Here is a 13,016-nt window from a genome sequence, read left to right as displayed (position 1 = left end):
TTTTATTCTTACAAAATTGTCACACTCCTGTAAGGTAATTCAATAGATTAGATATTTTTTCTGTGTCATAATAAAGACATAAGAAAGCGCATTAAAAAACTACAACTTATTAGGAGAGTGTCAGTCATGATTGTAACAACAACGTCTGGAATTCAAGGTAAAGAAATTATTGAGTATATCGATATTGTAAATGGTGAAGCTATTATGGGTGCAAATATTGTCCGCGATTTATTCGCTTCCGTTCGTGATGTTGTCGGTGGTCGTGCTGGTTCTTACGAAAGCAAGCTAAAAGAAGCTCGTGATATCGCAATGGATGAAATGAAAGAACTTGCAAAACAAAAAGGTGCGAACGCTATCGTTGGTATTGACGTAGATTACGAAGTTGTTCGTGATGGAATGTTAATGGTTGCTGTAAGTGGTACAGCTGTACGTATATAAGTAAATAAAAAACAGGCTCCCCCTTAAAGTTCATGCTTTGAGGGGATTTTTTTGTTTCATGATTAAAGTTAAAATGAAGAAGAGTTGATGGCGTATTATAAGTACAAAAAATAAGCAAAACGTTATTGTAAAAGATGCTAGGATTGGGGGTATTGCACGGGAATTTAGATACTAAGCAGACGCACCCGCTTATTTCAAATATAGTATATATCGTTTTCAAGGAGAAAAGTAAGAAATACAGCAATCTTTATATTTGTTTAACGAGAGTGTTAACTTTATGATAAATAAAAAAATTGTTATTTGAGGTAAGGGGAGAAATAATGGTATGAATAACGAGAGTGTATAGTTTATAGAAATAAACGATTGAGCATGTAAAGGGTTGTATTACATAAAATTTATAATGAATAGAGGCGGTTACATTATGTTTTGGTTAGGGTGTTTTTTAGGATATATTGTAGGTTCAGTTATTACATGTGCTCTACTTTACTATGGGTATAGATCCAATGAAAATAAAAAAGTGGATATACAAAAGAGGGAGGAGAGGAAAGTCAATAAAAAAGGTGTATAGGATGTGGAAGGTAAGGTGATAATGTTGATGCAACAATAAAGGACAGTACATATTTTATATGACGATTATGTACTGTTCCGCTTATTCTTTTTGGATTATGAAAAATTGTTGCCTGTCTTGCTATAAATTTCATAGGCGAAATAACCAAATAAATAGCCTATTCCAGACCCTAAACTAATGGAAAACAGTGAGAAATCTGGGGAAAACATACCGGAAATCAAACCAATCATACAGCCGACAAGCATTCCCATAGGTATGAAACTATCTAATAACAGTTGAGCTTTTTGAGATTTTTTCTTACCTAATTTTCCGTTCTTATATTTATGTTCCAATCTTTTAATTACAAATACTACAATTCCACCAACTATTACAACAGGCGCGATTGCCGTGATTAGCCACATGTGAAAATCTCCTTTCACCTTTTAATAGGATTATACCAGATACTTACAATTAGGTGTTCCTAAACGTACTATCTAGTCTATTTAAATGGCCAATCAAAAAGACTCCTTCAATTGTAGTCAGTAACCCGTCAAAAAAACTTTCCCTTTCGTTTTCTCCGCAGATTGCACAACATCAACCGCCGTTTTCACATCCGCTAAGTCATATGTAGAATGGACTTTCATAAAACGTAATTGCTCATTTTCTACTAGACGAATTAAGTGACGAAACGTCTCCTGCCATTTATATGCTGACACATTTTTATTCCAATGTCGTAAATGAAATATGTTTGCGTGTACTTTTGCTTTTGTGACAATCTCGGCCCAGTTCACTTGTATTCCTGATAGAAGACCGATCGTTAAAAAATGCCCGTTTGGACGTAAGGAAAAAGCTAATTCATTTCCATCCGGTCCTCCGATAGAATCAATCGCAGCATCCGCACCAATCCCGTTTGTTAATTCCATAACAGTTTCATAAAGCGGGGCAGTGGAAGTATCAATTACATATGCAGCACCAAGGCGCAGTAATTCTTCTGTATGCTTATTATTTCTTGTAACGGCAATTAATCGGAAATTTAAAATTTGGGATAACTGCGCAAATAGATGTCCAATAGCGGACCCACAAGCATTCACTAATAAAACGTCATTACGCTGTAAGTTTAACGTTTCTGTACAAGTAACCCACGCCGTAAGGGGATTAATATACATTTGTGCCGCTGTGAAATCATCAATGGAATCAGGAATAGGGACTACAAAATCAGCTGATGTCTTCACATATTCTTGCCAAGTACCTTCCCCGCGTAAAGGTAACACTCGTTTACCGATAAGCTCTCGAGAAACAAAAGCGCCAACATTTTCTACAATACCAACACCTTCATAGCCAGGTATGTTAGGTAAAGGAATTCTATGAGCGTATGCTCCTGTGATGGGAATTAAGTCAGATGGATTAATCGGTCTAACTAGCATACGGACGAAAACTTCATTATCTTTCAGTGGTTCTATATTTTTATATTCAACTTGTAATACGTCTTTTGGATTGCCAAACTTATGAAATTGAATGCATGTTCCAAGCAAAGTAATTTGCCCCCTTAGTTTGATTGGGTTTATTATAGCATTTTTAGTTTGGGTGGTTACTTTGTTAGTGATAAATAGGGTTTTTAATTTACGTATTTATCAGAATTTTATAAAATGTGTATATAACTATAAAATGGAGGGATTTCTTCATGTGTACTAGTTTGACGTTACAAACTAAAAATTTCCAACATCTTTTTGCGAGAACAATGGATTTCACATTAGATATGAATCAGGAAGTAATAATCATTCCTCGGCGTTATCAGTGGAACAATATAACTGGTGAAACTATCCGAGCGAAAAAGGCTGTTGTCGGAATGGGAATTAATCATGAAGGAAGGGTCATTATGGCGGACGGAGTAAATGAAGCTGGTATGACGTGTGCCACTCTCTATTTCCCGGGATTCGCTACTTATAGTAACAGTATAGATAACCATAAAACGAATTTAGCGCCATTTGATTTTGTGGCTTGGAGCCTCACGCAATTTAATTCTGTTGAAGAGTTAAAAAAATCTGTTGATAACATTTCCCTTATAGATATACCATTACCAGTTTTAGGAATTACCCCACCGCTACATTGGATTTTAGCAGATAAATGGGGAGAGTGTATTGTACTTGAGCCGACAACTGATGGACTAAAAATGTATGACAATCCATTAGGAGTGATGACTAATAGTCCGGAGTTTAATTGGCATTTACAAAATTTAAGACAATATATTGGACTTAAATCGCAGCCATTTGCGCCAACGGAGTGGGGAGATGTACTATTAAGTGCTTTTGGCCAAGGTTCAGGAACGATGGGACTTCCTGGAGATTTTACCCCGCCATCAAGATTTGTGCGGGCAGCATATGGAAAACAAAACATTCAAGGTATAGAGAACGAAGAAGAGGGGATATCTGCTATTTTTCATATCTTATCAAATTGTGAGGTTCCTAAAGGGTCAGTAATAACAGAAGACGGAACATTAGATAATACCATCTATACGAGTGCAATGTGTATGGAATCTGGAACATATTATTACCATACTTACGATTGTAGACAAATTATAGCTATTCATTTATTCCATGAAAATTTAGATACAGCTGAGATTAAAACTTATCCGTTTCAGCGGAAACAAAAAATATTTTATGAAAACTGAAGCGCCCCTGAAAAAGTGAAACTAATAAAAACACCTCCATTTAATTTGCATACTTAGTATGCGAATTTAGGAGGTGTTTTTTATTATATGCCACTATTCGGATTCGTTTTATTTTTTACTTTTCTATTAAGCCGAAGCTCTCTTCATTCTCTCCAGTAAACTAGACAACACATGCGTACGATACGATTCTAGTTTTTTACCTTCATAAGTACGGATACCTAATTTTTTAAGTTCTTTTACATACCAACCTTTGCTTCCGAAATACATGTGATCGCTCCCCTTCAACTTTGTTTTATTTATTCTGATTGCATATGGAGGTACAGGTAATATAATGAAGGAAATGAATTTCGCGCGAAAATGGTTAACTTTGTTGCAAAAGACATATATACTAAAGATAGTATACAACGAGGTGGAGAAGACGTGATTATAGAGAAGCACGAAATTCAAATTGACCAAATTACTAGCGGTAAAGTGAATATCTTTACTTTCTATCGAAATAGAAAGCAAATTGATGATCATTTTTTACGATTGCAAGAACCATCGCTTACAGCAAACTACTTCTTCCATTTTCATTTTGATGCAGAGAGCTTGCATCTACTGCAGAAAGAGTTTCCGAGCGTATATCCGTACGACGGTAGTGAAACGATTCACGACTGGACGGAAAAGATGAAAGCAGAATTGCAACATCAGATCCAAACAGGTAAATGGAATAAACGCGTACGTATCGGTAATCGTATTCTAGATGTGGTGTTTACGTGGTGTGACGAAGATATAGTAGAGTGAAAAAGAAGCGGATGACGCTTCTTTTTTTAGCGCTGGAATAAAACGAGCTTACCTGCAGTAGATGTACAGCGATGTGTTTTTTCATACAATCCTTTTTCTTGTAAGATAGATTCACCTTTTGCTTTCGCTTCTTTTTCAGTTGCCGCCTCGAATGATTCGTCTAATGCTTTTGAACCATCTTTTTCAAAGACTGTTAGAACGTATACTCCCATGAAAATTCCCTCCAATATTTAAAATCAGAATCTTATAATTATTTTGACATAAAATACTACAATATGCAAAGAAATATATGACATTGCGTGGTAAAATAGAATGAAACTTTAATCATCGAGAATATTTTTATTCTCGATGATTATTAGTTTTCAGCGATTTAAATTTTGATAAAATGAAACTTTTGAAAGATAGAAAGGATCGTTATTTGTGAAACAAGTAAAGTTTATACATGCGGCTGATTTGCATTTGGATAGTCCGTTTAAAGGGATGGAGATGAATGTTACGCAGTCTGTGTGGGAGAGAATGAAGCAAAGTACGTTTGAATCATTTGAGCGTATTGTTGATAAAGCGATTCAAGAGCGCGTTGATTTCGTATTACTAGCTGGGGATTTGTATGATGCGGAGACGAGAAGTTTGAGGGCGCAAGTGTTTGTGCGTGAGCAAATGAAGAGACTTTCGCAATACGATATCCCTGTTTTTATTATTCACGGTAACCATGATCATTTAGGGGGAAGCTGGGCAGCAATTGAGTTTTCGGAAAATGTTCATGTATTTACTGAGCCTTATGTAGAAGAGAAATCATTTTATAAAAATGGTGAGCTATTAGCTTCTATTTATGGTTTTAGTTATTTGCAGCAAGCGGTAACGGATAATATGACAGCGCAGTATACGAAAATGAGTGATGCGCCTTTTCATATTGGTATGCTTCACGGAAGTGTGGAAGGAGATGCAGAGCATAATCGCTATGCACCGTTTCAAATTCGTGAGTTGAAAGAAAAACAGTTTGATTATTGGGCTCTTGGCCATATACATAAACGTGAAATTTTATCAGAAGAACCATACATTATTTATCCAGGGAACATACAAGGTCGTCATCGTAAGGAAACAGGCGAGAAGGGTGCATACCTTATTGAACTTACGAAAAAAGGATCGCAGTGTTCATTTTTCCATACGGCGGATGTTGTGTGGGATGAGATAGAAGTGAGTATCGATGGACTTGAAACGGTTGATGAACTTATGACGAGCGTATCAAGTGCGATAAATGAATGCCGAAGAGAAGAAGAAGGGACATTATTAACTGTCATATTTACAGGACAAGGCCCACTTTCACCTTATTTGCGCGACGAAAAGCGTGTGGAAGAGATTTTTCACATTTTAGCATCTGGAGAAGAGCGAAAAGATTTCGTATATGCGATGAAGTGGAAAAATGAGACGGTTTCTTTTGCGGAAATCGAACGTTTGAAAGCGGAAAATCATTTCGTCGGTAGTGTGCTAAAGGAGTTAGAAGCTTTCACTAATATGGACGGAGTATTGCGCACTATTTGGACATCTCCTGTAGCGCGTAATAGTATTGAATCTTTTACAGAAGAAGAGAAGAAAGAGATTCAAAAGGAAGCAGAAAATATTATTTTAGAACAATTATTCCAGCAAGAGAGGGATAAAAAATGAGAATTGAAAAACTCCATATTTATGGGTACGGAAAATTAGAAAATGTGGAAATGGATCTTACCTTGCTGACAGTGTTATACGGTGAAAATGAAGCGGGGAAATCGACAATTCGCTCATTTATGAAAAGTATTTTATTCGGTTTTCCGACGAGAGGACAGCGCCGTTATGAGCCGAAAGAAGGCGGGAAGTATGGCGGTGCGATCACTGTGCAAACAGAGCAGTACGGTCGTTTGAAAATTGAGCGATTGCCAAAGACGGCAGCTGGCGAGGTGACCGTTTATTTTGAAGACGGGAAAACGGGCGGAGAAGAAATTTTAAACGATATATTAAGCGGGATGAATGAAAGTTTATTTGAATCTGTCTTTTCATTTGATATGCATGGCCTTCAAAACATTCATCAGCTCGGCGAAGCGGATATTGGCAATTATTTATTTTCGGCAAGTGCAGTCGGAAGTGATGCGCTATTGCAGTTAGATAAAAAGCTAGAAAAAGAAATGGACCAGCGCTTCAAGCCAAGCGGGCGTAAACCTGAAATTAACGTGTCACTGCAAGAGATGAAGAAGCTGGAAGAGAAGATGAAAGAGTGGCAAGGGAAAATTGGCACGTATGAAAAGCAAGTGGAGCAGCTAAAAGCAAGTGAAGAGAAGCTAGCTACTGTTCGCGTGGAAAAAGAGAATGCAGAAAAGCGGAAGCAAGATTATGAAATATTAGCAGCGCTTGAGCCTCTCGTTATTGAAAAGCGTGCGCACGAGAAAGTGTTAGAGAACGAGAGCGGGCAGTTTCCTGTAAACGGAATGGCGCGTTATGAAGCAATTAAGGCGAAGATGGAGCCGCTTCAATTACAAGTTGATTCGCTCCACAAGAAAATTGAGACAGTGCAATCGGAAATTGCCTCGATTCAAATAGATGAAGAGTTTTTACAAAAAGAAAGTTATGTAGAAGAACTTCGTATGCAGCATATGTCTTACGAAAATGCACGCCAAGAAATGCGTGATTTGACAGGAAGTATTACGAATATAAAAGAAGAACTGGCAGAACTAGAGCAACAAATTGGTGCTACTTTTGAAAAGGAAACAGTTCTGTCGTTTGATATGAGTTTGGCAACGAAAGAGTTAATTACGCAAACAGTGCAAAAGGCGCGTGAATTAGAAACGCAAAAAGCACAGCTTGATGATCGTTTTAAAGTAGCGCAGGAGCAATTAGAAGAACAAGAAGAGAATATAAGACAGATTAAGCAACAAATGTTAGCGGATGAAGAGCGAAATGCGTTAGCTGAGAAAGAGAAGTCGTTCCAAGATGCGGCGTTTATCGGTATGGGCGCAGAGAGAATGAAGCGCAAGTACGAGGAAAAAGCAGGAGCGGCTATGCAAAAGAAAAAGCAGTGGCAAAGAGTTTGTCTTCTGTTACTCCTTATTAATACAGGCATTTTATTCACGAGCTTATTTATAGACAATCGCCCGCTTTTATTTATTAGTGTCATCATATTTGTAGGGATTGTTCTCGCCCTTGTTTTATATAAAGATCCATCAAGCGGATTACAAGAAGAGCTTCTTACTCTTCAGCAAAGTGCCGGCGGGAGACAAAGTGAAGAAGCGATGTCTGTACGCTATGAGTTAGAAAAAGATGAAGAGATTCGGAAGTTATTTGAGCGCGAGTCTTATAAGTTACAGCAGTTGGAACGAGCGTATGATAAAGTCGTTTCATCGTATGAGGAATGGGAGAGAGAAACGTTCCAGGCGGGAGAACAAGTCGATGCATATAAAACGCGCTATATGTTTCCTGAATTTTATACGTATGCACACATATTGCCGGCGTTTGAGCGTATTGAAAAAATGCAGCAATTATATCGGGAGTTAGAGAAGCAAGGTACGCGAAAATCTTCATTATATGAAATGATTTCGCAATTTGAACATAAACTAGAAACTGTTATCGGTAGTGCGGAGTATAGTAAGCTACACGAGGCACAAAGCCGTATGCAAAATGAGAAAGAGAAGCGCCAAACTTGTAAGCAGTTAAAAGAAAAACTGGCGGAATGGCAAGAAGAATATGAGTTTATGCAAGAACAATTAAAGCAATTACTAATAGAACGAGATGGTTTATGGCATATTGCAGAGTCTACAGATGAAGAGATGTTTTTAGAAGCAGGTAAACTGGCGGAAAAACGTGAGGATGCAGAGAAACAAGTGGGGCGTTTATTACCGCAAATTGATCTGTTGGAACAGCGTTTAACGAGTTTATCATTAGCTGAACATTATGAAGCTGACGGTTATGAAGGAAAATTAAAGCAAGAAATTACAACTGTCCAAAACTGTCTTACGAAAGAGAAAGAACTGACAGAGCGTATTGCGAAACATCGTATGGAAATTGCGAATTTAGAAGAAGGTAATACGTACGGCGATTTAATGCATGAATGGGAAATAAAAAAAGCGCAAGTGCGTGAACAAGTGAAGAAGTGGGCTGCTTATGCGGCCGCAAAGACAGTGTTAACGAAAACGAAGCACTATTATCATGAAGTTCATCTTCCTCGTATTTTACAAAAATCAGAAGAGTATTTCGTCTATTTAACAGGCGGACGCTATAGTAAAATCTTTTCACCGTCAGAGGCAGAACCGTTTATCGTTGAACGTAACGACGGTATGCGTTTTTACAGTCATGAACTAAGCCAAGCGACAGCGGAGCAGTTATATTTATCGCTGAGATTTGCACTCGCGAAAACATTCGAACATGATTATCCATTTATTATTGATGATAGTTTCGTGCATTTTGATGCGGTAAGGACGAATCGAACGATTGAACTTATAAAGGAAATTGCAAAGGATAGACAAGTCATATTCTTTACATGTCATGCGCATTTACTTGCGTATTTTCCAGAAAAACAGATTATAAAATTAACACATATGCGTAAAGAAAATGAGTTGTAGTGTGCTATACTAAAAGTAACTGATTTGGTGGAGGAATTCGAATGAAAAAGAAAATTGCAGAGTATGAAGTTGGTGAACAAGTCGATATTTTCTTGTTAATTAAAACAGCGACAAAAGGTATCGCAAGCAATGGAAAGCCATTTTTAACAGTAATCTTACAAGATCCAAGTGGAGACATTGAAGCGAAGCTATGGGACGTATCACCAGAAGTTGAGAAACAATATGTAGCGGAAACAATCGTGAAAGTAGCTGGTGATATTTTAAACTACAAAGGACGTATTCAATTACGTGTGAAACAAATTCGTGTTGCGAATGAAAATGAAGTAACAGATATCTCAGACTTCGTAGAAAAAGCACCAGTGAAAAAAGAAGATATGGTTGAGAAAATTACGCAATACATATTTGAAATGAGAAACCCGAACATTCAGCGTCTAACAAGACATTTATTAAATAAGCATCAAAACGAATTTTTAGACTATCCAGCAGCGACAAAGAACCATCACGAGTTCGTATCTGGACTAGCTTATCACGTCGTATCAATGCTTGATTTAGCGAAAGCTATCTCAAATCTATACCCATCGTTAGATAAAGACTTACTATATGCAGGCGTTATTTTACATGACCTTGGTAAAGTAATCGAACTATCTGGCCCAATTTCTACAACGTATACGTTAGAAGGAAATTTACTAGGCCACATTTCTATTATGGTGAACGAAATTGGTAAAGCAGCAGACGAATTGCAAATCGATGCAGAAGAAGTATTAATTCTTCAACACATCGTCCTTTCTCACCACGGAAAAGCGGAATGGGGTAGCCCAAAACCACCATTAGTAAAAGAAGCAGAAATTCTGCATTACATCGATAACTTAGATGCAAAAATGAATATGATGGACCGCGCATTAGGACGCACAAAACCAGGCGAATACACAGAGCGTGTCTTTGCACTTGATAATCGTTCGTTCTATAAACCGACGTTCCATAATTAATAGTGTGAATAAAGTGGCCTCATTAAGTGTTAATACGCTTAGTGGGGCTGTTGTATAATGATAATAAAGTTATTGAATTTTGATTATTAAAAAGCTAAGAGCCTTACTACATTCTACGTAGCAAGGCTCTTTAAAGTTGTTTCAAATTACATCCATCTGTTCGTTCAAGTGTAACTATTCGCAATTATTTGATATTATATAGGTGAATAGAAAGATACATTAAAAATTAGTTTCGTAGTTGTAAAAGGAGGTTATTTATATTATTCTCTTATAATTTTTCCAAAAGGGAGAGTTTATGAAAAAGATTATTGTTTTTGTATTAATGATATTTATATTATTCTCAGGATTCGCAACACAAAGTTATGCGTTGTCAGATTCGCAATCTGCGGCAATACAAGCGTTGCTAGATGATGCCTGTCGTATATCAGGTGTGCCGGGAATGTCAATCTCAATACTTGCTGATGATGAAGTGTTCTACTTTTCTTCAGGGTATGCAGACCGTGAAAAGGGGTTGTCTGCAAGTGAAAATACACTCTATGAGTTAGCCTCGGTCAGTAAAGCTTTTACCGGTATGGGTATTATGCTATTGGAAGAGCAAGGGCTGCTCTCAATGACTGACCCTGTCCAAAAATATTTACCTTGGTTTACATTAAAGTATCAAGGGAAACCTGTTGATATGCAAAGTCTTACACTAAATAACTTTCTTCACCATACCAGTGGTCTAACAAATATTAGGCATCTTCAAAATATTCCACAAGGCAATACACCGGATATGTTGCAAAAGACTGTGGAAATGCTCGTTGATGCTGAATTGGCGTTCCCTCCCGGTGAACAGTATAACTATGGAACCGTTAATTATGACGTATTGGGTTTGGTTATTGAGATTGTGTCGCGACAAAGCTATGAAGACTTTATGAAGGAACAGGTATTTCAGCCGCTAGGTCTTCACCAGACGTATGTTTATAAAGAAGATGCTCAAGCTACTGGACAGTTGGCACAGGGCTACCGTTCTTCCTTTTTTATGACAACTCCATTTAAAGCTCCGGATTATGCTGGGAATAAACCCGCAGGCTACATCATTTCTAATACAAAAGATATGGCTCGTTGGCTGGGCATACAGATGGGTATCGTGCAGGACATACCCGAAATATTTCACACGGTTATCGAAAAATCACATAGGGGTGATATGTCTGTTTCGGCTGTCAACGGTATGTATTATGCGGCAGGTTGGTCCGTAAATGCCGAACAAACGATTATAGAACACACTGGGGGCAATCCAAATTTCAGAACCGAAGTAGTCATACTGCCAAATGAACGAACAGCCGTCTCCTTGCTGAGCAACGGCACAAATACCAATACAAACATGGTACTAAAAGTTAAAGATATATTAGAAGGCAATCTAACTCAGTCATATGAAATAAGCGGCACACAGCTTTTGGATATCATTTTGTCGTCTATCACAATTATTTTTTGCCTATTGGCCGTTTTGCTATTTCTCTTAGGATTACGCAGAAGGAGAACGAATGAGCGACAGCCAATGACAAAAAAGAGAATAACCGTAACAGTTATTTTCCTGATCGCTACGATTGCTCTGGGTATACTGTGCTGCGCTTTCGATTGGTCAACAATACTTATGTGGCAAACATATAGTGTTCTTACAGCTTTGATTTCGTCAGCATTATTAACAGCAAGCATTACATGGCTTGTATACACTCACCGATAAAATACCTCGCTCCTAAGATAAGCATAATGTTAAGTCATTAAAGTCCGATTGGTGAGGGCTGATAATCAGTGGGGGGGGAAGAAAACCCCCACTGATTAAAGTTTCACTTTATTAAAAATGAAATAAAATAGTTAAGAAGTACGCATGGGTGTAACGAAGAACTAATAAAACATATCTTGCCACTAGAATGGGGGCATATCAACTTTTAAATTGAGTACCGCCAGCATTTCAGAAAAAATATGTTAAGCAAAAAATACAGTAAGCTGTCCATATGGGCAGCTTATTTACATAATTCTCGATATTGGAAGTTGATTAATATCAGTTCATTTGTTTTTCGAAAGGAGTTATTTTGTTCGTTCAAAGATAATATCAAAGTAATTCGCGTACCCCATAGTTGGTGGCGCAAATAGTTGATTTTATAGGGGGAAAACCTGTAACTAAAGCCTAACATAGGTGTTTTTGTTTAAATTTTGCTTAATTCTCACTAGTAATTAACTAAAAATTTAGAAATCGTTATATAATGAATTTAATTTAAAATTAGGAGTGATTAAATTGCCAGATATGATAAACCTCGTTCTTTTCATCATTATAGCGAGGTGTTAAAACTTCTAATAGAAAGCATATTCGATTAAGAAAGAAGGGGTAGTTATGAAAACTAGTGAAGAAACGCATTGGCAAAGGTTTAAACGTAAGAGTAAATCCCCGAAAGAGTGGTTAAAGAAAGTATACGAATTTTTTATTAATGAACACGTATGGGATGCTATCTTTAAAGTGTTCCTTAAACTAGTATGGGCAGTAAAAGGTATGGGGAAAAGCTTGAAACGGGTAATAGAAAACATATTCAATTAAATTCTATTCTTTCATAATTTCCTCATACGATCGATAATTTCCAATAAATTTGTTTTATATAATGGAGTGTGAATACAACAGTTGATACAGCAATGGCTATAATACCTATATGTGCGTAAAAATTGAAGTAATCATATTTCTGGAAGAAAAATTCAAGGACAGGAAATAAAAGAGTAAGACTAGCAATTAATATTAATTGTTCTTTTTTCATTATCATGCCTCCTTCTTTGTATAATTCAGCATTGATAGAAACAATTTCTATATGAATATCCTATACATGATCAGTTAACATAACGTCCTATTATCGGTAGCAAGGAAAAAGGAGGAACCTTACTCTCACAAGGGAACCTCCTTTTTTTGTTCTATCAATCTATGCAATTTTTTATACATTCCTATTCTGGTGCGGTTTTAGGGTTCTTGTCTGTTATTGGATTAACGA

Annotated in this window: 13 protein-coding genes; 8 read left to right on the top strand and 5 right to left on the bottom strand. The window is 37.0% G+C overall.

Annotated elements, in window-relative coordinates:
* The first annotated feature begins 126 nt into the window (after nt 1-126).
* On the top strand, nt 127-438 hold the full coding sequence (locus tag AU379_RS22115; protein ID WP_000637510.1) for a heavy metal-binding domain-containing protein: 312 nt from the start codon (nt 127-129) through the stop codon (nt 436-438).
* 663 nt (nt 439-1,101) lie between these two features.
* On the opposite strand, the gene AU379_RS22110 is transcribed toward AU379_RS22115, so the two are convergent.
* A complete protein-coding gene (locus AU379_RS22110) occupies nt 1,102-1,407 on the bottom strand; it encodes a hypothetical protein (protein ID WP_000266269.1) in 306 nt (101 codons plus the stop codon).
* 117 nt (nt 1,408-1,524) lie between these two features.
* Nucleotides 1,525-2,517, bottom strand: a complete 993-nt coding sequence (locus AU379_RS22105; RefSeq protein ID WP_000901746.1) for a zinc-dependent alcohol dehydrogenase family protein — start codon at nt 2,515-2,517, stop codon at nt 1,525-1,527.
* 149 nt (nt 2,518-2,666) lie between these two features.
* Between AU379_RS22105 and AU379_RS22100 the strand changes: the two genes are divergently transcribed.
* Nucleotides 2,667-3,653 carry a choloylglycine hydrolase family protein gene (locus AU379_RS22100; protein WP_030023678.1) on the top strand — a complete coding sequence of 329 codons (987 nt, stop codon included), beginning with the start codon at nt 2,667-2,669 and terminating at the stop codon, nt 3,651-3,653.
* Nucleotides 3,654-3,779: 126 nt separating this feature from the next.
* Here the strand turns inward: AU379_RS22100 and AU379_RS22095 are convergent, their stop codons facing one another.
* Nucleotides 3,780-3,920 carry a YflJ family protein gene (locus tag AU379_RS22095; RefSeq protein ID WP_000273537.1) on the bottom strand — a complete coding sequence of 47 codons (141 nt, stop codon included), beginning with the start codon at nt 3,918-3,920 and terminating at the stop codon, nt 3,780-3,782.
* A 153-nt stretch (nt 3,921-4,073) separates the two neighbouring features.
* Here AU379_RS22095 and AU379_RS22090 point away from each other — a divergent pair, with 153 nt between their 5' ends.
* Nucleotides 4,074-4,436, top strand: coding sequence for a hypothetical protein (locus AU379_RS22090; RefSeq protein ID WP_000582785.1), 363 nt, complete (start codon nt 4,074-4,076; stop codon nt 4,434-4,436).
* Between the two features lie 26 nt (nt 4,437-4,462).
* On the opposite strand, the gene AU379_RS22085 is transcribed toward AU379_RS22090, so the two are convergent.
* Complete coding sequence (locus AU379_RS22085) at nt 4,463-4,648, bottom strand: YhzD family protein (RefSeq protein WP_000539552.1); 186 nt, start codon at nt 4,646-4,648, stop codon at nt 4,463-4,465.
* A 208-nt stretch (nt 4,649-4,856) separates the two neighbouring features.
* On the opposite strand from AU379_RS22085, the gene AU379_RS22080 reads away from it, so the two are divergent.
* The 5 genes from AU379_RS22080 (at nt 4,857) to AU379_RS22060 (ending at nt 12,577) form a co-directional block, all read left to right on the top strand.
* On the top strand, nt 4,857-6,098 hold the full coding sequence (locus AU379_RS22080; RefSeq protein WP_061139721.1) for a DNA repair exonuclease: 1,242 nt from the start codon (nt 4,857-4,859) through the stop codon (nt 6,096-6,098).
* Nucleotides 6,095-9,019, top strand: coding sequence for an AAA family ATPase (locus AU379_RS22075; RefSeq protein ID WP_061139720.1), 2,925 nt, complete (start codon nt 6,095-6,097; stop codon nt 9,017-9,019). The genes AU379_RS22080 and AU379_RS22075 overlap by 4 nt, the downstream gene beginning before the upstream one ends.
* A gap of 41 nt (nt 9,020-9,060) precedes the next feature.
* Entirely contained in the window at nt 9,061-10,005 is a 945-nt protein-coding gene (gene yhaM / locus AU379_RS22070; RefSeq protein ID WP_000726639.1) for a 3'-5' exoribonuclease YhaM, read from the top strand.
* Nucleotides 10,006-10,300: 295 nt separating this feature from the next.
* Nucleotides 10,301-11,728 carry a serine hydrolase domain-containing protein gene (locus AU379_RS22065; RefSeq protein ID WP_000720965.1) on the top strand — a complete coding sequence of 476 codons (1,428 nt, stop codon included), beginning with the start codon at nt 10,301-10,303 and terminating at the stop codon, nt 11,726-11,728.
* A gap of 648 nt (nt 11,729-12,376) precedes the next feature.
* Entirely contained in the window at nt 12,377-12,577 is a 201-nt protein-coding gene (locus AU379_RS22060; RefSeq protein WP_000858032.1) for a hypothetical protein, read from the top strand.
* Between the two features lie 22 nt (nt 12,578-12,599).
* On the opposite strand, the gene AU379_RS22055 is transcribed toward AU379_RS22060, so the two are convergent.
* Entirely contained in the window at nt 12,600-12,788 is a 189-nt protein-coding gene (locus tag AU379_RS22055) for a hypothetical protein (RefSeq protein WP_000712159.1), read from the bottom strand.
* Nucleotides 12,789-13,016 lie beyond the last annotated feature (228 nt).

The organism is Bacillus sp. JH7 (assembly GCF_001563515.1).
GTDB classification, from domain to species: Bacteria; Bacillota; Bacilli; order Bacillales; family Bacillaceae_G; genus Bacillus_A; species Bacillus_A cereus.
The sequence above is the reverse complement of the archived record's forward strand: the minus strand, read 5'-3'. Positions and strand labels throughout refer to the sequence as shown.

What these genes read in the sequence shown, in the direction of transcription:
- AU379_RS22115 (WP_000637510.1), top strand. Translation starts at nt 127, where the DNA reads ATGATTGTAACAACAACGTCTGGAATTCAAGGTAAAGAAATTATTGAG.
- AU379_RS22110 (WP_000266269.1), bottom strand. Translation starts at nt 1,407, where the DNA reads ATGTGGCTAATCACGGCAATCGCGCCTGTTGTAATAGTTGGTGGAATT.
- AU379_RS22100 (WP_030023678.1), top strand. Translation starts at nt 2,667, where the DNA reads ATGTGTACTAGTTTGACGTTACAAACTAAAAATTTCCAACATCTTTTT.
- AU379_RS22095 (WP_000273537.1), bottom strand. Translation starts at nt 3,920, where the DNA reads ATGTATTTCGGAAGCAAAGGTTGGTATGTAAAAGAACTTAAAAAATTA.
- AU379_RS22085 (WP_000539552.1), bottom strand. Translation starts at nt 4,648, where the DNA reads ATGGGAGTATACGTTCTAACAGTCTTTGAAAAAGATGGTTCAAAAGCA.
- AU379_RS22075 (WP_061139720.1), top strand. Translation starts at nt 6,095, where the DNA reads ATGAGAATTGAAAAACTCCATATTTATGGGTACGGAAAATTAGAAAAT.
- yhaM (WP_000726639.1), top strand. Translation starts at nt 9,061, where the DNA reads ATGAAAAAGAAAATTGCAGAGTATGAAGTTGGTGAACAAGTCGATATT.
- AU379_RS22065 (WP_000720965.1), top strand. Translation starts at nt 10,301, where the DNA reads ATGAAAAAGATTATTGTTTTTGTATTAATGATATTTATATTATTCTCA.
- AU379_RS22060 (WP_000858032.1), top strand. Translation starts at nt 12,377, where the DNA reads ATGAAAACTAGTGAAGAAACGCATTGGCAAAGGTTTAAACGTAAGAGT.
- AU379_RS22055 (WP_000712159.1), bottom strand. Translation starts at nt 12,788, where the DNA reads ATGAAAAAAGAACAATTAATATTAATTGCTAGTCTTACTCTTTTATTT.